Raw genomic sequence first — 23,915 nt, forward strand, 5'->3', positions numbered from 1 at the left:
TCTGTTACCGCTCGACTTGCATGTGTTAGGCCTGCCGCCAGCGTTCAATCTGAGCCATGATCAAACTCTTCAATTAAAAAGTTTTATGTCTTTCGACAGCTCAATGAATTCTGAATTTATTTAATATCTTTCGATATTGAATTGACTGTGCTGAATAATTACCGAAGTAACTATTCTGTTGGTCACTCAGTTTAAATTGAGACTCTAAATTTGTTTGCCTCACTACCTAAGTAGCTTGGCTGTTAGAACTCAATCTGTACGAGTGCCCACACAGATGATTGCTTTATATTGTTAAAGAACGTTGCGATTAAAGCGTTAAACTTTATCTCGCTAGGGCTGCGCATATTACGCTTTCCTATTTTTTTGTCAACACTTAATTTTGTTAAACTTGAAAGTTTTCAGAACTAAGTTTTACTTAACTCACTGAGTAGTTCGTGCCCCGCTATGCGTTGCGCTCTGCCGTCTCAGTGGGGTCGCATTATAGGGAGATCCGAAAACAGATCAACCCTTTTTTGCAGAAAACTTGAAATAAATGACTGTTCGCTGGATATTTAGACTAAACGCTCATTTTAACCACTAAAAACTGCGCAAAAGTAGGTTTAACTAGCTAACTTTAAGTTTCCAACCGCATTTTTTCTGATACTTAATCTCTTGATTTAGCTCACTTGCCATCAACGGGTGGTTTTTTAACCAATTATTTTCAAATTGAATCGCCAACTCTTCATTCTCAGCTGTTATCTTGAAGTTTGGCAACACGTCATCTTGTCGGCGCATCGATAAAATAACAGCAATACGTAATAGTCGAACAATATACGCAGCAACACTACTATGTGCACCTAAATGATCTAAGCATCCTTTTTGAAGGTCTGAGCGATGGCTATGTGCTATAGCAACAATTACTTTATGCTCTGATTGCGAAAAACCAGGCATGTCGGTATTTTCTAAAATATAAGCGGTATGTTTATGGTACTGCTTATACTCTATTAATAAACCTATTTCATGCAGCTGCGCGACGGCATTTAAAAGCGGCAATCCACTTTGCGCTTCAATAGACCAATACTGACTGACTTCATTAGCTAGCAGTAATGCTAAACTTGCTACTCGAGATGCCTGCTTTTGATCAACATGATAACGATTCATAAAACCATCAATAGTACGTTGACGAATGTCGGTATTATGAAGCTCCGGTAGCATGCTATATAAAACACCTTCACGAAGAGCACCGCCCGCTAACCCCATTTGTTCTATTTCAAGAGACTCAAATAGTGCAATTAAAATAGCCAGCCCAGATACAAACACTAACCGTCGCTCTTCACTTAACCCAGGCAAGTCGAGTTCAGCTATTGTTTTATAAGCTATGGATTGTTGTTTGATGCTGTATAGCTTTTCAAGGGTGAGCATTTCATTTAAATGTTGCGCCACCATAATTTCTTGAATAGCTTGCACTGTTCCTGATGCACCAGAAGCAAGCTGCCAACCAGCCGTTTTATATTCAGGTGCTATTTCATCAATAACATTTCGCGCTGCTTTTATCGCAGCATTAAAGTTTGCTTCATTTAACTGGCAATCTTTAAAGTAGCGTTCGAGGAAGGTCACACAGCCGATATTGAGACTTTTATAGTGACGTGCTTCAAAACCTTGGCCAATAACAACCTCGGTACTCGCCCCACCAATATCAATAACCAGCTGTTTGCCAGTACATGAAGAGGTATGCGCAACCCCTTTATAAATAGTTCGCGCTTCTAGCTCGCCACTAATAACATTAACTTTATGCCCTAATATTTCTTCAGCACGTAGTTTAAAGTCGTCGGCGTTTGTTGCTAAGCGAAGTGTTGCAGTGGCAACAATGGTGATGTTTTGCGTGGGAATATCTTGCAACCGCTCTGCAAATAAGGCTAAACACTCCCAGCCTCGTTGCATAGCCTCTAAGCTCAATAAATTATTATCATCAAGCCCAGCTGCGAGTCTTACTTTACGTTTGACGCGCCCTATAGTTTGCAGGCCGCCCGCCATTGATTTAGCAATAAGCATATGAAAGCTATTTGAGCCTAAATCAATGACTGCATATACATTTTTTTGCGGTTTAAGTTGCCCCACCGTTCAAAAACCTCTAGTTACAAATACGATCAAACTAACGGTCGGTTAAGACCGTCCTTTTTGGTAACCATTATTTGGGCGACGTCCGTTGTTATTACTACGATTACGTGGACCAGTGGAAAAATTACGCTTTCTATGAATAGTCGGCTTAGTTAAGTCATCTAGCAATGCACTCTTATCGTAATGCGATAGTGGAATGCTGTGCTCGATGTACTCTTCAATTTCATGAAGGTTATAAGCATACTGCTCACACGCAAAACTAATTGCATGACCTGAAGCGCCTGCACGAGCTGTACGACCAATACGGTGAACGTAATCTTCGCAATCATCTGGTAAGTCAAAATTAAATACATGACTTACTTCTGGAATATGCAAACCACGTGCAGCAACATCGGTAGCTACTAAAAAGTCTAGTTCGCCTTTACTAAATTGCGCGAGTATTGACTGACGTTTCTTTTGGTTAACATCACCGGTGAGCATGCCCACGCGATGTCCGTCTGCTTTTAACCATGCGTATACGGTTTCACAGCTATGCTTAGTATTTGCAAAAACAATGGCTTTCTCAGGCCATTCTTCTTCAATCAAGGTTAACAACAGCTTAATTTTATCTTCTTGTGAAGGATGAAATAGCTCTTCTTGAATACGTTTACCTGTTTTTACATCGGGCTCTATTTGCACATGTTCAGGATTAGTCATGTGTTCAAATGCAAGCTCTTGTACTCGGTAAGACAGCGTAGCAGAAAACAATAAGTTTAAACGCTCTGACGTATCTGGCATACGACGGAACATGTAACGAATATCTTTAATGAAGCCTAAATCGAACATACGATCGGCTTCATCTAGCACGACTACCTCAATTTCATTAAGGGTGTAACAGCCTTGCTTATATAAATCGATTAGGCGACCTGTGGTGCCAATTAAAATATCAACGCCTTTTTCTAGTTGTGCACGTTGTTTTTCGTAATCTTCGCCACCATATACTAAACCTAAGTTAAGATTACAGTGCGGCGCTAAAATTTTTGCATCTTTGTGTATCTGAATCGCAAGCTCCCGAGTGGGGGCCATGATCAGGGCTCTTGGATGTTTACTAGGTGCTTTGCTAGATTGTAATAACCGGTGGCACGTGGCAGTTAAAAACGCCAACGTTTTGCCTGTACCTGTTTGTGCTTGGCCCGCAATATCGCGTCCTTCACAAATAAAAGGTAGGCATTTAGCTTGAATGGGTGTGCAATATTCAAACCCACTTTCGGTTAACCCGGCAACCACTTCCGGTGCAATAGCAAAGTCTGAAAACTTTTTATCGGTCAAATGTGTCTTAGTCATAGCGTTTAAGCATAACGTTTAAACTTGCAATAAGAAACAAGAGTGTTTAAATACGCACTAAATATTTCGCCTAACTAAACCGGAGAGCGCAATGAGCGAGAAAATAATCCAAATTACCGACGATAGCTTTGAAGCTGACGTATTACAATCAGACAAACCTGTACTAGTAGACTTTTGGGCAGAATGGTGCGGACCGTGTAAAATGATCGCCCCAATTCTAAGCGAAGTTGCTGATGAATTTGATGGCCGTGTAACGATCACTAAATTAAACATTGACCAAAATGCAGGTACACCACCTAAGTTTGGTATTCGTGGTATCCCTACACTACTACTTTTCAAAGACGGCCAAGTAGCTGCCACTAAAGTAGGCGCACTATCAAAGACACAATTAGTTGAGTTTTTAGAAAACAACATCTAAATGTTAATTAAAAAAAGGGCTCTCGGCCCTTTTTTTAAATTTATTTTGCAGAAGTACTGGACGCTGCTGTAATGACCTGCTAGTTTATAAAGCCAACTAATCCTTAGTTATATTCAACAAACCTCACTCAACGATCTAATAAAGCGATTTTGAGTATGACAACTGTAATAAAGAACCCACCAATATGCATTTACGCGAATTAAAAGACAAGTCTATAAAAGAGCTTGTAAACCAAGCTGAGTCCATGGGGCTCGAAAACGTAGCCCGCTTGAGAAAGCAAGATATCATTTTTGCTATTCTTAAATCCCACGCCAAAGGCGGAGAAAATATCTTCGGTGGTGGTGTTTTAGAAATCTTGCAAGATGGTTTTGGCTTTTTAAGATCATCAGAAGCTTCATACTTAGCTGGCCCAGATGATATTTATGTATCTCCGAGTCAAATTCGCCGCTTTAGTATGCGTACTGGCGACTCTATTTCAGGTCTTATTCGTCCACCAAAAGACGGTGAGCGTTACTTTGCTCTACTGAAAGTAAACGAAGTTAACTTTGATAAACCTGAAAACTCTCGCACTAAAATCCTTTTTGAAAACCTAACCCCACTTCATGCAAACGAACGTTTTCGTATGGAACGTGGTAACGGCAGTAAAGAAGATATTACCGCACGAGTTCTTGATTTAGCATCACCAATTGGCCGCGGCCAACGTGGTTTATTAGTAGCACCGCCAAAAGCGGGTAAAACAATGTTGCTACAAAATATTGCGCAATCAATCACACATAACCATCCTGACGTTACATTAATGGTTTTACTTATTGATGAACGCCCGGAAGAAGTTACTGAGATGCAACGCCTAGTAAAAGGCGAAGTTATTGCATCAACATTCGATGAGCCAGCTTCTCGCCACGTACAAGTTGCGGAAATGGTTATCGAAAAAGCAAAGCGTTTAGTTGAGCACAAAAAAGACGTTGTTATTTTACTTGATTCAATCACACGTCTAGCACGTGCATATAACACGGTTATTCCATCATCAGGTAAAGTACTAACCGGTGGTGTTGATGCTAACGCGCTTCATAAACCTAAGCGCTTCTTTGGTGCTGCACGTAACGTTGAAGAAGGCGGTAGCTTAACAATTATTGCGACTGCGCTTATTGATACCGGCTCTAAAATGGATGAAGTTATCTACGAAGAGTTTAAAGGTACGGGTAACATGGAACTTCACCTTAACCGTAAGATTGCGGAAAGACGTGTTTTCCCAGCAATCGACTTTAACCGCTCAGGTACACGTCGTGAAGAATTACTTACTAAGCCTGATGAGCTACAAAAGCTGTGGATTTTACGTAAGATAGTCCATGACATGTCAGAAATTGACGCCATGGAGTTTTTAATTGATAAGCTATCGATGAGTAAAACCAACGATGAGTTTTTTGATTCGATGAAACGTCAGTAACCTGAACACTGGTTAAATAAACGTTTTTAAATAAAAAAGACACCAAATGGTGTCTTTTTTATTTTCAGAGTAAATTAATTTATTCGTATTGTTTAAACAGTGCCTGTAAGTTATTTACTAATATAGTTAGCTTTTGTGTATTAAGTTGTGGCTGAAGCAATTCATCGTCTAGCGCTTTCGCAGCTATGGCTATCTCTTTAAACTCGAACATTTGTGCCGCCCCTAATACTCGGTGACTATCTTTTTGCAGCGCCTGATAATCTGCATCTTTAAAATGCTGCTCAACAAGCTCGCTTTCTTCGGCTAAACTCTGTTGAAAGCTCGTCACTAAATCACTCATATCAACATGATTTTTTTCAGTTGATGTCTCAGTATTTGCAGCATTTAAGTATTTTGCTAGTACAGTATAAAAAGACTCTTTATCAATTGGCTTTGCTAAATAGTCACTAAAGCCAAGCGATAAATAATGATCAATTTCATGGCTCATAGCATTGGCCGTCAATGCTAAGATCGGTTGTTCATAGCCACATTGTTTGAGTAGTTCAAACGCTGAAATACCATCCATAACCGGCATTTGAATATCTAACAGCACTAAATCTGGGTACAGCTTTAAACTTTGTTCTACTGCTTGCTCACCGTTTTCAACGGCAATCACTTCCAGCCCAAGAGAATGTAAATAACGAGTGATCAGTTTACGGTTATCACTGTGATCCTCAGCAAGTACTACCTTACCAGATAATAACCGCTCCCCGTCACCCGACTTAGCTTGCTGATCGTTGTAACACTTTTGTTCTTCAACTTGTACACAGGGCAAATAAAATGAAAACTCACTGCCTTTTTTAAACTCACTCTGCACACTAATGTAGCCACCCATCATCGCCGCTAATTGCTGCGACAAGCTCAAGCCCAACCCAGTGCCACCAAAACGTCGACTAATACTGTTATCGGCTTGGCTAAAACATTCAAAAATAAGTTTAAGTTGAGATGAGCTCATGCCAATCCCAGTGTCTCTAATCGAAAAAAGTAACCCTTGCTCCGTTTTACTAACACCAATAGTTACTTGCCCTTTATGAGTAAACTTAATGGCATTGGCACATAAATTAATAAGAATTTGTTTTACTCGCGTTAAATCTAATCGTGTAAAATAGGATTTATCTAACTGGCACTCTAAAACTAACGACAAACCTTTCGCTTTAGTTTGAGGAGAAAACATAGCGTGAATATCGTTGATAAGTTGCACGATATCAAAACAGCTAATATTAAGTTCTAACCGATTGGCTTCGATCTTACTTAAATCCAACACATCATTAATCAAGCTTTTTAAATGCTCACTTTGACGCTGTATTACTCTAAGCTCATCTTGTAACTGCTCAGGCTTGTATAGACCACTGATAAGATCATCAGTTTGTGCCAAAATCGCAGTTAACGGTGTTCTAATTTCATGACTTATATTCGCTAAGAACTGACTTTTCACCTCGTTAGCTTCACGCAGCTCTTGTGCCACACTTTGTAGCTCTTTAGTGCGCTGTTCAACTTGCTCAGTTAACTTTAGCTTGGCTTGTTTTTCTGTGCGGCGTTTATAAACAGCAATTACCGTAATTAAAATCAATATGGCAACAATCACCAATAAAAACGTTAGCTGTGAACGCTTAGCTATTTGCAATTCTTGTAAGTATTGTTGTTGTTTTAATTGCTTAATTTCCTGGTTTAGCTGATTTGATTCAAACTGAATTTGAAATTGACTAACCGCTTTTGAGGCTTCTTCGGTATTAACACTACGTTGATAATCAACATACTGTTGATGCAAACTTAAGGCTTTTTCATAATCCCCTAAGCTCGCGTTTATCAGTGCCTCAATTCCTAAGCCATCTTTAATACGCATGCCATTATTATACTCTTTGGCAAGGGTAATTGAGCGCTCTGAGGTTTGCTTAGCACTTTGCGTATCACCTTGTACAAATTGAACAATTGACAACACGTGTAACGCTGCCGCTAATAAAGACTTATTATCCGCTTCTATTGCGTATTGTTGGCCCGCATTAGCATGATAAAAGGCAACATCAAATTTATTTAATTTAAGATTGATGGTGGCTAAATTTGTATGTTTGGTAGAAAGTTGAAACGCGTTATTAACGCTTTGATAGTAACGTAAAGCCAACTGATTATAATGCAGTGCTAATTGGTACTGTCTCGATTCTGTGTACGCTACCCCCATATTACCGTATGCTTGGGCAACACCATCTTCATCGCCAAGTTCTTGAAAAACTTTTAAAACCTCACGGTACATTTCAAGAGCTGATTCATATCGAGAGAGACGAATATAAATACCGGCAATATTATGTAATATATCGGCTTTATCTTGCGCGCTCCCCTCTTTTTCATAAATGACTTTGGCTTGCTGATAATAATCAAGAGCCAGCTCCATGTTATACATATCAAAGTAAGCAAGCCCAATATTACTGAGTAAATTTGCCTGTTTTATCGGGTTTTTAAGCGTGATAGCGATGTTTAACGCGCGGTTATAATCAACCACTGCTTGTTGCACTAGCCCTTGATAATAAAGCATAACTCCTTGCATTTTAATCGCACGAAAGTAAAGCTTAGGCTGATCTTTTAGCGTACTACTGATCTCTAGCAATTTAAAATATTTGAGTGCATTGGCTAAATCACTCTGCGCAAACGCCAGCTCAGCTAAATCACTATAAATAGTAATGCGTTGTAAATTTGGAACATCAGGGTTCGATAAGATATCGGTTGCAAGGCGATGCTTTTCAGGCCATGTTTGTTCAAGGTTAAACTGCTCAAACAAACTTGGCTGCTCATTTGATAAAGCGTCATTTGGTGCACTACTTAAAACAGCCAAAAGGCCAATAAAGCAGATGCGCTTTAACTGAGTCAGCATAAAAATATCCTTAAATCCTTGCTAGCTGTAACAAAATGACACCCAAACCAAGTATAAACATCTAATTTAAACCAATTCAAAACAGACACTCACGCCCACTCCTTGGGGTTTCATGTTATTTGGGTATATGATAATTTATCCAAGATACACTAATTAATAGATTGTAAACAATGCTTAACCCTCTGATAGATGAGATTTTTGAACTATTAATCAATAAAAAAGTGTGGATGGTTCATACTTTAGCATCTGAGTTAAAACAACGTGGGTTTCTTGATACGTTAGCTACCGAGCCTGAGCGCGACCTATTTAAGCGCAATTTTTTAATTATGAATGCGCTTTATCAGCTACAACAGCAATTAATGCCAAAACAGCAATTACTCGTTAAAAGCTTACATATTGAACTAGTAAACAATCCCAGTTACAACCAACTACACCCTAACGACCCACTGCGTGACTATTACTTAAACTGGCAAAATTTTGAGACATCTACAGCTGAAGTCAATGCGTTATTAGATAGCTTTTGGCAACAATTTAGTCGGCCTGCCCATCGCGAAATTCCGCTGAACAATGAGCAACAAAAACAATTGTTGGCACGTTGGCAATTAACCCCGCCAGTCACATTAAAGGCATTACAAAAACGCTGGCGACAACTTGCTGTACAGCATCATCCAGATAAACAAGGGGGTGATAATGAGGTGTTTAAACAATTAAAAATAGAGTATGAGCAACTCAAGGCGAGTTGCTCATCTTAAAATGTAAAACTAGCGTGTCAGTCGACGAGCACGAATTTTACGTCCTTTTATATTGCCTTCGGTTAATTTTCGTAACGCTGGCTTAGATGAATTACGCTCTACCGCAACAAACGCCACGTTATCAAGCACGTTAATTTTGCCAACTTGGCGCCCAGCAACACCGTCTTTTCCAGTTAGTGCGCCTAAGATATCACCCGCGCGCACTTTTTGCTTTTTGCCTGCATCTATCATCAGCGTCACCATTTCAGGTTTGTATGGCGGCTTATCTAATAGGTTATATGATGGCATTGGCTCAGGAGTAAAGTCACGCTCGTAATGGTCACCAATTTGAGCCACTTTAAATTGCTCTGCTTCACCGTAAATAGAACACGCAATCCCTTTTTTACCTGCTCGTCCGGTACGACCAACACGATGTACATGGGTTTGTGGATCGTGAGCTAAGTGATAGTTAATCACCATATCCATGTCATCAATATCTAAGCCTCGCGCCGCTACATCAGTAGCCACTAAAATAGACGCACTTTTGTTGGCAAAATGAATCAATGTGCGCTCACGGTCACGCTGCTCTAAATCACCATGCAGTGCCACCGCACTAAAGCCTTCATCAGCTAAGTCATCACATACTTGCTGTGTTTCAACCTTAGTATTACAAAACACCACACAGCTTTGCGGGGTAAATTTAAGAAGTAGCAGCTTAAGCGTTGGATAGCGCTGTTTATTATTATCCATCTTGTAGAAGTATTGCTTAATCGTGCTTTTTTCTTGCTGCTCTTCTACTTTAATCATTTCTGGATTACTAAGCACACGCTTAGCAATCGCTTCGATTGATTTTGGGAAAGTAGCGCTAAATAACAACGTTTGACGATTTGTTGGAATGCGCTCAATTATGGCATCAAGTGTGTCTTGAAAGCCCATATCAAGCATTTGATCGGCTTCATCTAGTACCAGAGTTTCAACATCATCTAAACGCAATGTACCTTTACGAATATGATCGTCAACTCGTCCCGGTGTACCCACAATAATATGTGCACCATGTTCGAGCGAGCCAATTTGTGGGCCAATTGAAACTCCGCCACACAAAGTTAAAATCTTAATGTTATGAATACCGCGCGCTAGTTTACGCATCTCAACCGCCACTTGCTCTGCAAGCTCGCGAGTTGGGCACAATACTAACGACTGAATACGAAAGCGTTTTACATTCAGTTTGGCTAAAACGCCCAAACTAAATGCCGCTGTTTTACCTGAACCCGTTTTTGCTTGGGCAATAATATCTTTGCCACTTAAAACAGGCGGAAGGCTTTGCGCCTGTACAGGCGTCATTTGGGTGTAGCCAAGTGTCGATAAGTTATCGACTAACCCTGAAGGTAAGGCCAACGATGAAAAAGCAGTTGCAGTCACAGTAAATTCCATAGCAAAAAATAACTTGAGAAAAGTCTCAATAAATATGCTGCTAATAATAGCAGAATTAACAATTGGCAACCATTAACAACGCACGATTAAAAGTGCAAATAAAGATATTGCAAATGATAGTTATTTTCATTAAGATCTGCGGCGTTTTACTATTCTAATAATCCTAAGCCGGAAGCTACTAATGAAACTTAACCCTCTTTTTATCGCACTTTTAGCCAGCACCTCTGCAAATGCACTTGCCAACACCGCAAATATAGAACGTATTGAAGTTAAAGGCAGTTACTTCAACGACTACAAAGTAGATAATGCCAGTGGTGCAATGAGAACCTCTACTTCATTACTCGATACCGCACAGTCAGTCACTGTTATTACAGACACCATAGTTAATGAACAACTAGCAACAACCTTAGGTGAAGTGCTAAGTAATGACGCGAGTTTAACGCCGGGCTCTAAACAACGAAACAGAGAAGTGTTTAACTTACGTGGTTTTGAATTAAGTTCATCAACCGGCTACCTGCGTGATGGCCACCAGCATTGGTCTCATTACCAGCAACCCATTGAGATTTTAGAGCAAGTAGAAGTTATTAAAGGCCCTTCAAGTATTTTATACGGGCAATCAGGGCCTGGCGGCCTAGTGAATATGGTAACCAAAAAACCGACTGCGCAAACGTTATTTAATGCCAGTGCCGATGTTGATCAGCATGGTTCAACTCGCTTTATGCTTGATGCTGGCGGCGCACTTACCGAGGCTGAAGATCTACGTGCCCGCGGTGTATTAGTAAAACAAGATGTTGAATACTGGCGAGAATACCAAAACGGTGATAACCGTGAACGCGATCGCTTTTTAGGTGCCTTAGTGGTTGATTACGATATTAGCGATAACGCCTTAGTGCGCGTGCATTATGATCGCACTGATGACGAAGCAGGCTTAGATACTGGCGCTTGGATAGATAATGATGCCAACATTATTGGCGATGACAAAACAATTCGTGATATGTCATGGGCCTTTACCGATATTACTGTTGAAAACATGGGTATTGATTTTAAGGTATTTTTAACCGACCACTGGCACGTAAATTTAGGCTACAACGAACAAACATTTGAACGCCAGCGCTTTGAGTCAGCACCACGTAAGCCAAGTGACTTTATCGAAGGTGATAGTTACCAGTCACGTCCTTACGATCGCTTTGATGATTGGCAGTTTAAAACTGCTTTTATTGACTTCATTGGCGAATTTGAAACCTTGGGTGTGCATCATCAATTACTTGTAGGCGCTAACTCACTGGATTATTACTACGGCCAATTACGTACATCTGCTGATACGATTAATTTTTCTGCCGGTCAAAATGAGCCTAATCGCCCTAATATAAGTTACAAGTCAGATGACACTATTAGCTCGTCTGCTTACGACTATTACGGGATTTATATCCAAGACTTAATTTCATTCTCACCAGAATGGCAAGTATCGCTAGGTGGTCGTTACGATAAACAAAGTAAAGAAAACAGCAATAACGAATCGTTCGTACCTAAGGTTGGCGTACTTTACCATCCTCATGCCTCTGCAACTGTTTATGCAAGTTACTCAGAAGGGTTTGAGCCACAAAACGAAACATTGGTAAATACAAGTGATGTTAATAATGGCATGAAGCTCGATGCTATTACCTCTGAGCAAAAGGAAGTTGGGGTAAAATGGCAACTGTTTGATGACCGATTAATGCTTAGCGGTGCCTTATTTGATATTAGCAAAACAGGTACCTTAGTGAGCGAAGATCTTATTAACCCTATCGGTGATATAACCAGCATCACCACACAGGCAGGTGAGCAACGCCATAAAGGCTTTGAGCTTGCAGCTCAAGGTGCCGCTACTGACCGTTTATTTGTTATGGCATCAACCATGTATTTAGATGCTAACTATGAGCGCGATGAAGAATTAGAAGGCAAACGCCCTACTGATGCTCCAAAATGGTCTGCCTCTTTATGGACACGTTATGAACTCAACGACGCTATTGCTTTTAATGCCGGTGCGTTTTACGAAGGAGAACGTTTTGCCGATAACGCTAACACCGTAACAAAAGAGGGGTATACGCGTGTTGATATTGGCGCAACCTACAAGCTTAACTTAAGTAACAAAGATATTAACTTACGTTTAAACATTGAGAACTTATTTGATAAAAACTACCTAGCCGGTGGCGGTTTAAATAACGTTACCGTAGGTGAAGGCACAAGCGTGCGTTTAGCCGCACAATTTAGCTTCTAAGCTCATTCTTTATAAAGCCCATATTAAAAAGTATGGGCTATATAAACTAATCCTTTATGACATAATTACTTACAGTTTGCTGCTTTACTAATTTATCACTTGCTCTAAAGTTGTAAATTAACAAGGAGCCTTATTATGTTGCTTTTCAATACTAGCCAGTCATTTCCTCATTTTACACACGTTCAGTGCTGCCCTGGCTGCAACAGCAACAGCTATCACTTAGTTAATCAAAGCCGCTTTTTACGCTTTACCATTTTTCCTATATTTCCGATAAAGTTAAGTTATAAACGCGAGTGCTATCAATGCGGACATAGTGAGGCTATCAATATTAAAACGTTACCTCTGCTTGAAAAGCTTAGCCTACCAAAATACTGCGTTGGATTAATTTTATTACTATGGGGGCTGTTATTTTTTTACCAAAAGCATCTCAACACTGAAATACTAAAACAAAGCTATTTAACCTCCCCAAAAGCTTATGATACCTATTTAGTTAAAGCCGATAAATTCACTCACGAACCATGGACACTCACTAATTTAAAAGTTGCGCAAGTGCTAAGCTTTGATGAGCAATTTATAACGTTTCAAGTAAGTAATTACAGCTATAAACGCAGTAGCGCCATTACCGCAGCGATGCGTGCAAGTTTATTAGTACAAAGAGATTATTTTTCTTCTCGAACTATTACCCTGCCTCGTAATGAAATAAAACGTTTATACGAAGATGACATTATATTTGACGTACTACGCCCACAAGCATATTCGCTTTATGGCGGGTTTGTAATGTTTCCACCTAAACCTAAGCCTCTTTATAAAGGCTTAAAGCTCGATGAGAATAATCAGCAAGGGATTATTTACTATAAAGATAAGCAATATAACGAAGCGCTTGAAAGCTTTAAGCTGGCAGCAAACTCAGGCTCACAATGGGGTCAACTAAACCTTGCTCAAATGTATCGTGATGGACAAGGTACAGAAAAGAACATTCAGCAGGCAATTTATTGGTATAAAAAAGCCATTGCTCAAGGTAATAGCAAAGCTAAATACGAACTTGAGCAACTATGTAAAACAACTCAGTGCGAATAAAATAAAGTAGCGTTACCACAGCTAATTATTTGTTTTAAATAACTTAGTATAAGCGACATGCGCAATCACAATAACCAAACCAGCACCTATTCCTAACAGTCCGTCAAATACTAAAGGGGCTAGTATTTCCCCCGTGCTACCAGCAACCGACTGCGCATAATGAGTTACATCCACTTGGGTATGATGCAAAAGCTCAATTGCGTGTACTAAAATTCCACCACCCACTAAAAACATTGCCACCGTGCCCGCAAAGGCTAAAAATTGCATTAACCGTGGGGCTGCAGCTAATAAGGCTTTGCCGAGTAATTCTTTAAACTTACTTGCGGAAAGTTTGGATTGATTAAGTAAATATAAACCTGCATCATCAAGTTTTACAATCCCAGCTACCAATCCATAAACGCCAATTGTCATGATGATGGCAATCACACTCAATACCAGCGCCTGGTTTATTAATGTCGCCCCTGCGACCGTACCTAATGTAATAACAATAATTTCAGCGGAAAGAATAAAATCAGTTCGAATTGCCCCTTTAACTTTTTGCTTTTCATACTCTGCTAAATCTAAATTTTCACCATCCTCTATAGCTTCTTGATGATGAGGTAAAAAACGAGCAAATACTTTTTCTGCGCCTTCAAAACATAAAAATAAGCCACCTATCATTAAAAGGGGGGTAATTAGCCAAGGCAACCACACACTAATTAATAGCGCAGCCGGGACTAATATCGCTTTATTTAAAAACGACCCTTTTGCTACCGCCCATACTACCGGCAGCTCCCTATCGGCAGTGACCCCTGTAACTTGCTGCGCATTAAGTGCCAAATCATCACCAAGCACTCCGGCTGTTTTCTTTGTCGCAACTTTACTCATGGTCGCAATATCATCCAACAGAGTCGTTATATCATCCAATAATGTTAAAAGGTTGCTGCCAGCCATGAAATTTCCTAACTAAAAATAAGATCTTAAACATAACGTAAAGCTATATTTTCACCAACGGTTAATTTAGCTTTGCTAAGCTCCTAATTAACAGCCGATTAAACAGATAAATGATGAAACCAATAAAACACACTACCGTTATTATTGCTTTAATAGTCCTGACTGCATGCAATAAGCAGCCAAGCATTAATAACTATATATGCGATAACGCACCTGCAAAACTTGATATTATTAGCAACAAACAAGCAAAGTTGAGCTTTTATGATCATGATTATATGTTGAATCATGAGGTAAGTGCTTCAGGCAGTAAATACATTAATCAAGAGGTGTTATTTTGGAGTAAAGGAGAGCAAGCAATGCTAATAATTAACGGCAAAAAATACCAATGCAGCAGCAATTAACCAATAACTAACATCAAATTAAAAAACTTGCTACACTAACAAAAGTCTTAATATTGTTGATAAAGTTATGCAATCTCTTGCCATCAAACATAAAATAATTTTAGCCTTTTCAGCCATTGGCTTGTTAATGCTTACTAGCAGTCTATTTTTTTACTGGTCGCTAAATCAAATTAGTACTACTAACACGCGTATAGAAACCTTGGCAGTGCCTGTACAACAAGCGAGTAAAGATCTGCGCTTATCACTCCTTTCTATTACTAAATTTAATGCCATTGCTTATAGCCAAACTAAACTTAATTTACTGCTGGAAAATAAAAAACAGGCGCACGCCGAACAAACGCAGTTTTTTAGTAAATTAGAAACACTCAAAGCGCAAGTTGCCCAGCAGCAAGGCATGCAAACATTACTCGTTACTATTAATAATGACTTCACCAAGCTAAATACAATAAGCAACGACATGCTTGCAGCAAAAGAGCAACGCTTTAAGGCGCAAAGCTCAGCCGCAGCACTAACAATTACGTTTAATGAACAACTTCGTGAACTCAGTAACCGCTTACTTGATATAGAGCTCATAAACGTGGCGAGCAACCAGCAATCACTTTTGAATGCAGTATTTGGCACAGCGACTCGTGTTGATGATTTATTATTTACTTTAAATAATAATGTCAAAGGAATTGGGCAAATAACCACGTCAGAAAATATAAACGATCATCAGCAAGATACCTCTTTTTTACTCGACAATATTAAATCTAATCTTAGTTACTTAGAGCAACAAGCCATCCCAATTGCTAATAAACTCAACACAAATGAGCTTATTACAGCATTTGATGATTTAAGTAGCTTATTAAATAATCCTAATGGGCTGTATGCATTGCAAAATACTGTGCTCAATAATAAAGACAAAGTTGATCAGCGTTTTGAAAGCTTTCAAAACGCCTTTATTAGTATTGAAAATCAATTGATTGAGCTTAATAAACTGGCTGACACGCGCTTTAACTTTCTACAAGATAGCGCTAAATCAGCGATTAATACCGGCTCTAGCTTAGTGATTATTATTGCGTTTGTATTAATTGCATTGCTGATTATTATTTCAGTATTTACTACTAACGCCATGCTAAAACCGCTTAAAAAGGTGAATAAAGAACTTGCTCGCATAGCCTCAGGTGACTTTTCTCAGCGTAGCAATCCCCACAGTAAAGATGAATTTGGTACGCTAATGCACAACACTAATAAGCTTTGTGATGATTTAACTCACTTAATAAAAGCCATTAGTAACGACGCTTACGAACTCGATAATTCAGCGATTCAAACCAGCGAAAAAGGCCAGCAAATGACCATTGTTGCTAAGCAACAGCTGGAACGTAGTGCACAAGCAACCTCATTAGCGCAGCAAATGTTACAAAGCTCACAAGCCGTATACGAGCAAGCGCAAAGCACTTCAGATGAAATTACTAATGCCTCGCAATTTGCTAATGACGTAAACGACATTGCAAACAATAATAGCCAAAGCATTGAGGCACTTTTAAGCCGCTTAGATAGAGCAGTAAGCAGTACAGAAGAATTAGCGCAATATACGCAACTAATTGGCGCCATTGTCGATACCATTAGCAGTATTGCAGAGCAAACAAATTTACTGGCACTTAATGCCGCAATTGAAGCGGCGCGGGCCGGTGAACATGGTCGCGGATTTGCCGTAGTAGCGGATGAAGTCCGCTCGCTTGCAGCTCGTACGCAAAGCTCTACAAGCGAAATTACCACCATGATCAACACACTACAGCAGCATACTCAAACCACTCAAACTGAAATAAATGATGGGCAACAACAGGCTAAGCACTGCGTTGAAAACAGCACTGAACTAAATAGTGCCGTTGAGCGTATTAAAAGCACTCTGGTATCGGTTAATGCTATGAGTAAAGAGATTGCTCATGCCTCACATGAACAACTTACAAACAGCACCGATATTCAACAAATAATGGCTAAGGTAACCGAGCAGGCCACCTTAAACGCCAACAATGCGACGACCCTAGCAAGCGAAAGTGAAGACGTTAATCAACTTGCACACTCATTAAAAGGTGCAGTAGAGCGCTTTAAGTTTTAAGCGCAGCTAATGACTTGGCTTGTATGAACTGGGTATAATACTTTTAACTTTTTGCTAAGTAACGGCCCACAATGAAATACAAAGATCTACGCGATTTTATCGATTTACTTGAAAAACGAGGCGAGTTAAAACGCATCAGCCAAGAAATTGACCCGTATCTTGAAATGACCGAAATTGCTGACCGCACACTGCGTGCCGAAGGCCCTGCTTTATTATTTGAAAACCCTAAAGGGTACAACATTCCCGTTTTAGCTAACTTATTTGGTACCCCGAAGCGTGTAGCCATGGGTATGGGCCAAGAAGATGTGAGTGAATTACGTGAAGTAGGAAAATTACTCGCATTTCTAAAAGAGCCTGAGCCACCAAAAGGTATTAAAGAAGCGCTTGGACAAATTCCGGTATTCAAGCAAGTACTTAATATGCCGGCCAAAGAAGTTAAAAAAGCCCCTTGCCAACAAATTATTTTACAAGGTGACGACGTTGATCTAACTAAGTTTCCTATTCAGCACTGCTGGCCTGGCGATACTGCACCTTTAATTACTTGGGGTTTAACCGTTACCAAAGGACCTCATAAAAAGCGCCAAAATTTAGGGATTTATCGCCAACAGCTATTGGGTAAAAATAAAATCATTATGCGTTGGTTATCTCATCGCGGTGGCGCGCTTGATTTTCAAGAGTGGTGTAAAGAGCATCCTGGCCAGCCCTATCCTGTTTCGGTGGCATTAGGTGCAGATCCTGCAACTATTTTAGGCGCTGTAACTCCCGTTCCAGATACATTAAGCGAATATGCCTTTGCCGGTTTACTACGTGGTAGTAAAACTGAAGTAGTTAAGTCAATCTCGAATGACTTACAAGTACCAGCCAGTGCAGAAATCGTACTTGAAGGGCATATTATGCCAGGAGAGGTGGCACCGGAAGGTCCGTATGGCGATCATACAGGTTACTACAACGAAGTCGATGATTTCCCAGTCATGACGGTCACCCATATTACACATCGTAAAGACCCTATTTATCATAGTACTTTTACTGGCCGTCCGCCGGATGAGCCGGCTATTTTAGGGGTGGCACTAAACGAAGTATTCGTGCCAATTTTACAAAAGCAGTTTCCAGAAATTGTCGATTTTTATTTGCCGCCAGAAGGTTGTTCCTACCGCATGGCTGTGGTGACAATGAAAAAACAATACCCAGGTCACGCCAAGCGCGTAATGATGGGAGTTTGGTCATTCCTACGACAATTTATGTACACTAAGTTTGTTATTGTCTGTGATGATGATATTAACGCTAGAGATTGGAACGATGTAATTTGGGCTATCACTACTCGTATGGACCCTGCGCGCGACACGACGTTAATTGAAAACACGCCAATTGATTATTTAGATTTTGCATCGCCCGTATCGGGCCTAGGTTCAAAAATGGGCATGGATGCAACTAATAAATGGCCAGGTGAAACAACTCGCGAATGGGGCGAACCTATTGTCATGGATCAAGCCACTAAAGATCGCGTTGATGAACTTTGGGATAGCTTAGATATTCTTTAACGACTTTGGTCTAGGGCCCTAGGCTATAAACTCACCCTGCGGATATGCTATTATTGCTCAAATAAAGTGCGTATCCGCTAATTTAAGGTAAAACATGCAAACATTACTCGCTGAAGTTGTCTCTATCAGCCCACTAACAGAATTTGTTCATAAAGTTATTTTAAAGCCGCAACAGCCTGTAGCATTTGAAGCTGGCCAATATTTACAATTGGTTTTAGGTGAGAAAGATAAACGCGCGTTTTCAATCGCGAGTCGCCCTTCACAAACGGATGCTTTAGAATTACACATTGGCGCATCAAACGCAGACTCTTATGCGATGCAGTCATTAGAGCACCTTCGTAGTGCCCACAACGATAACCAAACCGTAACTATTGAAGCGGGTTTAGGTATTTCTCAGCTGCGTTTGCAGTGCGAGCGTCCAATTATTTTACTCGCCGGCGGTACTGGTTTTTCTTACGCAAAGTCAATGGCTGAGCATTTAGCTGAAATCAACTGTGAGCGCCCGGTGCTATTTTACTGGGGTGTAAAAGAAGAGTCGGCGCTGTATGCTCATACGCAAATGCAAGCATGGGCAGATAGCCGTAAAAACTTTAAATTTATTCCTGTAGTAGAACATCCTACCGACAGCTGGACTGGCCACACTGGTTATGTACATAAAGCGGTGATGAACGATATTATGTCGTTAGAACCTTACGATATTTATATGGCAGGTCGTTTTGACATGATTGGCATAGTACGTGATGATTTTATAAATCATGGCGCCATTCGCGAAAACATGTACGCGGATGCATTTGCTTTTATAAAATAAAAGCAAATGCATTATTTTTAAGGCACCTTAGGGTGCCTTAATTGTTTTAATTGCTAGAACTATGATTGTTATTACCTATTAAGCTCATCAACATAAACAATTTCCTAAAATCCAATCTATAAACCATACTTTGTATAGAACATTAAGCGGGAGAAACCTAAATGTTAAATACAAAAGTAAAAGATTTTATGCAACACAAGTTGCCTCATATCACCCCTAATACAGAAATGACCACAGCCATTGCTGAGCTACAAAAATTTAAACTACTTGGCGCACCGGTATTTGATGATAATAAGGTGCTTGTTGGCTTTATCTCAGAACAGGAGTTACTTAAACCCTTAATGCAAAGCAGTTATTTTTGTGATGGTATGGTTAAGGTATCGCAGTTGATGCAAACAGATGTGGTAACCGTGCACGGCGATACCAATATTATGGAATTAGCAGAACAAATGAAGCCCGGTAAACCTAAAAATTATCCCGTAATCGATGGCGGTGTAGTGGTAGGTATGATCAGCCGTGCCGATATATTAAAAGCACTTTATAATAATTACGTTAGTTGTAATGCGCACATATAAAAAATGCCACTGTAAACAGTGGCATTGTTAATAAATATCTTAACCAGAGTTCAGGTTAATATAAGCAATTTAACGCTGTGCTACTTTGGCTTTAAGTGCACTTTTATCAGCGTCACTTAAGTAGGCAATTTCAAGCGCATTCGCTTGCGCTTTTTCCATATCGGCTTGTGACAAACCTGCTTTTGGTGCTGCCACTGCGTACTCGTACTCAATTTCAATGCCTTCAACAGCTGGGTCATCCGTGTTAAGGCAGGCTAAAATGCCATGATCTAAAAACTGCTTAAGTGGATGTTTGGTTAAATCATTCACTGTACTGGTTTGAATATTACTGGTTAAGCACGATTCAATACCAATGCGGTTATCGCGTAAATAATCCATTAGTTTGGGATCTTCAATCGCTTTAACACCATGGCCTATTCTGCTTGCACCAAGCTCGTTTAATGCTTGCCAAATACTTGGCGCACCTAACGCTTCACCAGCATGCACAGTAACAGCTAAATACGCATCACGTACTTGTTTAAAGTGATCAACAAACAGCTCGCCAGGGTAACCAATTTCATCACCGGCTAAATCTACGGCGACTAAGTCATTTTTAAAGGCAAGTAACGCGTCTAACTCGTGCTGGCAGGTTTTAACACCGTATGTACGAGATAAAATACCAATTAAGTTTGCTTTTATATCAGCATCTTTTGTTGCACTGCGGATACCATCAACCACCGCCTCAACAACCCCTTGAGGATGTAGGCCTTGGCTTTGTGCCATATAATAAGGGCTAAAACGCAGCTCTACGTAATCAAGGCCTTGCGCTTGTGCATCTTCAATATTCTCTATCGCAATGCGTCTACAGGCATCGTAATCACCTAGTACCGTCACTCCCCAATCAAGCTTTTGTAAAAATGCCATTAAGTTTGGTTCAGGATCAATAACCTGAACATGAGGAATAAGTGCTTCAACATTGTCCGCGGGTAAAGCGATATTAAACTGACGACCAAGTTCTAGTATGGTTTGCGCGCGTACATTACCATCTAAATGACGGTGAATATCTAGCAAAGGTATTTTTCTATTGATCATAATAGCTACTCGGTTGAATTAAAATTGCGCGAATGATACGCAGGTATAGTAATATTTCAAGTGTAGAATATTTAAATTAGCGCTAGGAGGTCTTATGTCTGCTTTTTATATAAAAGAGTGGCTTAATCTCTAACGTGATAAATAAAACCAAATCATTTTAAACAGCGCATCAGCATCAATAGGTTTGGTTATATAGTTATCCATACCCACATTAACCGCTTTTTTAGCGTCTTGTTCGTGCGCATTAGCAGATAAGCCAATAATAGGTAAATCTAAAAAACCTAACTCATTACGAATCACTTTCGTTGCCTGTAAGCCATCCATTTGCGGCATTTGAATATCCATCAACACTAAGTCATACTTTTTATCGCTTAGCATTTTAATCGCTTCAAGTCCGTTATTAGCAATATCAACAACACCCTGCTTGGTTTCTAAAATAGCCGTAGCCACATGTTGATTTAATGGGTTATCTTCAACTAGCAGTAAGCGATACTTCGCCAGTGATAGGTTGCTTATATCTATTTTATCTAACTTACCTGAATAATATTGTGCTTTAGGTAACGGAGAATGAAGCGGTAAACTAAAGGTAAAAGTAGAGCCGTGACCTTCACTACTTTTTAAATCAATTGCTCCTCCCATCAGCTCCACTAATTTTTTACAAATACTTAAACCAAGCCCTGTGCCACCAAACTGGCGTGAGGTTGAACTATCAGCCTGAGAGAAAGGGTTAAATAGCTGTTTTTGTGCCTCCTCACTAATTCCAATCCCCGTATCATTGACACTAAAATAAGTCATTTTTGCTGACTGCCAAATCTTTAATGTGACACTGCCCTTAGCAGTAAACTTAACGGCATTATTTAATAAGTTCAGCAGCACCTGCTTTAAACGAATAGGATCGGTATTAACAACTAAAGGAGCATCATGATCAACCTCAACTTGCAGTGACAAAGGCTTATTACTGACCTCAAATTGCATTAAACTCATGACTTCTTTTGCTAGAGATTTTAACTCCACAGGCTCCTGCACTAACTCAAGTTTACCCGCCTCCATTTTTGAAAAATCAAGCACATCATTAAGCACTCTCAATAAGACGCTGACCGCACCATCAGCTTGCTCTATGTAAGTTTTTGCTTGCGGCCAGTCCTGCTGTTGCAGTGCTAAGTAATGCATGCCTTTAATACCATTAATTGGGGTGCGAATTTCGTGGCTCATATTGGCTAAAAACTGGCTTTTTATCTCACTGGCTTCATCAGCTTTTTTCTTTTCCTGGCGCAAAGTCAGTGTTTGCTTTGCAACTTGTTCCCGTATACGAACATTAGTAGCTACCACTGAAATTAAAAACATAATCAGTAGCCAAACAAACAACATTCCTACTATTTGTGCTAACCAATAAATTAGCCAGGTTGATTGCGTCTTAGGCTGGTATATTTCTACTTGCCATAACTGATGACCAATTAACAATTGATAGTCTTTTAACAACTTCATTGCACTATGTTCTGCTACATAAAGGGGTTGCTGGTTATCTGTTTTATTTATATCGGTAAAACTAATCGCAACTTCACCACGGCTATCAAACGAAAGTGCCTCAGATAACTTAGCTAAACTCACTAGGGCAATTACAAACCCTTTAAAATCACCTTCAATATCAGGGGCACCAAATACAGGGGAAATAAAAAGTACGCTTAATTCCTCGTCTGTAGGGGCTAGCTTAAATGGCTCACTCAGTACCAACTCATTAAGAATTTTTGCTTTATTAAGGGCGTCGCGAATACCCACATCAGAGCTCAAATCAAAGCCCAACAGATCTTGCATATTCTTTAAGGGATAAATGTATTTTATGGGGTAATAAATATTACTAGAGGGTGCTTTTTGCCATTGTCCATTCGCCATTCTTTGTTTTATAACGACACTTTTGTCCCATTTAGTAGATTCATTAATAGAATTGGCAGTAATGATTGGTACCCAATTTAACGCTAAAATCTCTTCACTGTAGCTCAACTGCTTAGAGGTAAAATGATTAAACTCATCAAGACTAACTTGTTCGCTACTTGCTAAAAATGCGCCTAACAAAGATAGATGGGCAGCCACTTCATCTAACCTTTGATTAATGGCACTTTGCGTCATCATCAATTTAGCTTCTTGTTTTTGAATGTCTTTTTGTTTTTTACACTAGCCGCACCATAAAAACTAACACTGATAATGGCGTAAATAAGTAACGCAGGCAAAATAACTTGAAGCCGATGACGTAACTGCGAATAGTTAAATACAGCCAGTACTAAAGGGGTAAAAATCAGTACCCCTATTGAGTCACCAACCCACCAGGTAATAAAGGTACTAAGCGCAGCAGATGAGCTAATTATATGATTAAAAAAAAGCAGAATGGTTCCTGACCCAGCAGCTATGACGCAACACAGCGGTCCACCAATCATCAAGCTTTGAATACTAAGTTTAAGGGAAGATAAATTAAGAGGCGCTTTAATAACTTTGGTAATGAGGAATGCACCCAGCCAGGCCTGAGAAAATACAGCACAGCTGACGCCAATAGCTTGCAATAATACTTGCCAGTTTAAAATATCAGCAACACTGTCTAAGTGAATTAAATTAACAAAAGCAGCGCCTGCAAAAATCCCCACATAAGCGCGACGCCCCCATAATAAAAAGCTCGCTAGTGCAATACCTGCAGGGGGCCAAGAAGCAACCGCGTAACCATTAACAGCAAATAAAAAATTACTCAGGTAACCGCTAAAGAAGTAAGCGCATGCGAGGCTAAAGGAAAGTGTAAATACATTTTTCACAACCGCCGCTCCTGCG

The 23,915-nt window shown here is 39.9% G+C and carries 16 protein-coding genes, 1 rRNA gene and 1 pseudogene; 10 read left to right on the top strand and 8 right to left on the bottom strand.

The genetic code is table 11. The features are described 5' to 3' along the window. The 3 genes from BW139_RS12680 to rhlB all read right to left on the bottom strand — a co-directional run. Positions 1–76: ribosomal RNA gene (locus tag BW139_RS12680) — 16S ribosomal RNA — on the bottom strand; the annotation flags it as partial. Between the two features lie 527 nt (positions 77–603). Continuing rightward, the gene (gene gppA, locus BW139_RS12685) at positions 604–2,097 is read right to left on the bottom strand and encodes a guanosine-5'-triphosphate,3'-diphosphate diphosphatase (protein WP_076919920.1); all 1,494 of its coding nucleotides are present in this window, start codon (positions 2,095–2,097) and stop codon (positions 604–606) included. 45 nt (positions 2,098–2,142) lie between these two features. Then, positions 2,143–3,420, bottom strand: coding sequence for an ATP-dependent RNA helicase RhlB (gene rhlB, locus BW139_RS12690; protein WP_010392673.1), 1,278 nt, complete (start codon positions 3,418–3,420; stop codon positions 2,143–2,145). A gap of 91 nt (positions 3,421–3,511) precedes the next feature. Here rhlB and trxA point away from each other — a divergent pair, with 91 nt between their 5' ends. Both trxA and rho read left to right on the top strand, forming a co-directional pair. Beyond that, on the top strand, positions 3,512–3,838 hold the full coding sequence (gene trxA / locus BW139_RS12695) for a thioredoxin TrxA (protein ID WP_008109071.1): 327 nt from the start codon (positions 3,512–3,514) through the stop codon (positions 3,836–3,838). 184 nt (positions 3,839–4,022) lie between these two features. Further along, positions 4,023–5,282, top strand: coding sequence for a transcription termination factor Rho (gene rho / locus BW139_RS12700; RefSeq protein ID WP_008109069.1), 1,260 nt, complete (start codon positions 4,023–4,025; stop codon positions 5,280–5,282). A gap of 79 nt (positions 5,283–5,361) precedes the next feature. Here the strand turns inward: rho and BW139_RS12705 are convergent, their stop codons facing one another. Beyond that, positions 5,362–8,184, bottom strand: a complete 2,823-nt coding sequence (locus BW139_RS12705; protein WP_076919921.1) for a tetratricopeptide repeat protein — start codon at positions 8,182–8,184, stop codon at positions 5,362–5,364. A 170-nt stretch (positions 8,185–8,354) separates the two neighbouring features. Here BW139_RS12705 and BW139_RS12710 point away from each other — a divergent pair, with 170 nt between their 5' ends. Next, positions 8,355–8,936, top strand: coding sequence for a DNA-J related domain-containing protein (locus BW139_RS12710; RefSeq protein ID WP_008109066.1), 582 nt, complete (start codon positions 8,355–8,357; stop codon positions 8,934–8,936). Positions 8,937–8,945: 9 nt separating this feature from the next. On the opposite strand, the gene dbpA is transcribed toward BW139_RS12710, so the two are convergent. Then, positions 8,946–10,334 carry an ATP-dependent RNA helicase DbpA gene (gene dbpA, locus BW139_RS12715; protein ID WP_036934556.1) on the bottom strand — a complete coding sequence of 463 codons (1,389 nt, stop codon included), beginning with the start codon at positions 10,332–10,334 and terminating at the stop codon, positions 8,946–8,948. A 193-nt stretch (positions 10,335–10,527) separates the two neighbouring features. Between dbpA and BW139_RS12720 the strand changes: the two genes are divergently transcribed. Together BW139_RS12720 and BW139_RS12725 are read left to right on the top strand one after the other, a co-directional pair. Next, positions 10,528–12,603, top strand: a complete 2,076-nt coding sequence (locus BW139_RS12720; RefSeq protein WP_076919922.1) for a TonB-dependent siderophore receptor — start codon at positions 10,528–10,530, stop codon at positions 12,601–12,603. Positions 12,604–12,738: 135 nt separating this feature from the next. After that, positions 12,739–13,680, top strand: coding sequence for a tetratricopeptide repeat protein (locus tag BW139_RS12725; RefSeq protein ID WP_076919923.1), 942 nt, complete (start codon positions 12,739–12,741; stop codon positions 13,678–13,680). A gap of 21 nt (positions 13,681–13,701) precedes the next feature. Here the strand turns inward: BW139_RS12725 and BW139_RS12730 are convergent, their stop codons facing one another. Next, positions 13,702–14,613: a DUF808 domain-containing protein gene (locus BW139_RS12730; protein ID WP_076919924.1), complete on the bottom strand. Its 912-nt coding sequence runs from the start codon at positions 14,611–14,613 to the stop codon at positions 13,702–13,704. Positions 14,614–14,723: 110 nt separating this feature from the next. On the opposite strand from BW139_RS12730, the gene BW139_RS12735 reads away from it, so the two are divergent. The 5 genes from BW139_RS12735 to BW139_RS12755 all read left to right on the top strand — a co-directional run bounded on the left by BW139_RS12735 (position 14,724) and on the right by BW139_RS12755 (position 20,033). Next, the gene (locus BW139_RS12735) at positions 14,724–15,014 is read left to right on the top strand and encodes an MliC family protein (protein ID WP_407070242.1); all 291 of its coding nucleotides are present in this window, start codon (positions 14,724–14,726) and stop codon (positions 15,012–15,014) included. Positions 15,015–15,081: 67 nt separating this feature from the next. After that, positions 15,082–17,112, top strand: coding sequence for a methyl-accepting chemotaxis protein (locus BW139_RS12740; RefSeq protein ID WP_076919925.1), 2,031 nt, complete (start codon positions 15,082–15,084; stop codon positions 17,110–17,112). Positions 17,113–17,183: 71 nt separating this feature from the next. Further along, complete coding sequence (gene ubiD, locus BW139_RS12745; protein WP_076919926.1) at positions 17,184–18,650, top strand: 4-hydroxy-3-polyprenylbenzoate decarboxylase; 1,467 nt, start codon at positions 17,184–17,186, stop codon at positions 18,648–18,650. A 94-nt stretch (positions 18,651–18,744) separates the two neighbouring features. Next, complete coding sequence (fre, locus tag BW139_RS12750) at positions 18,745–19,458, top strand: NAD(P)H-flavin reductase (RefSeq protein ID WP_076919927.1); 714 nt, start codon at positions 18,745–18,747, stop codon at positions 19,456–19,458. Between the two features lie 161 nt (positions 19,459–19,619). Continuing rightward, positions 19,620–20,033, top strand: coding sequence for a CBS domain-containing protein (locus tag BW139_RS12755; RefSeq protein WP_008468590.1), 414 nt, complete (start codon positions 19,620–19,622; stop codon positions 20,031–20,033). Positions 20,034–20,102: 69 nt separating this feature from the next. Here BW139_RS12755 and add read toward each other — a convergent pair whose 3' ends face one another. After that, a complete protein-coding gene (gene add, locus BW139_RS12760) occupies positions 20,103–21,104 on the bottom strand; it encodes an adenosine deaminase (protein ID WP_076919928.1) in 1,002 nt (333 codons plus the stop codon). A gap of 129 nt (positions 21,105–21,233) precedes the next feature. Continuing rightward, positions 21,234–23,899: pseudogene (locus tag BW139_RS12765) on the bottom strand (ATP-binding protein). Between the last annotated feature and the right edge of the window lie 16 nt (positions 23,900–23,915).

This window comes from Pseudoalteromonas sp. SK18 (genome assembly GCF_001974855.1).
In the GTDB taxonomy this organism is placed as follows: Bacteria; Pseudomonadota; Gammaproteobacteria; order Enterobacterales; family Alteromonadaceae; genus Pseudoalteromonas.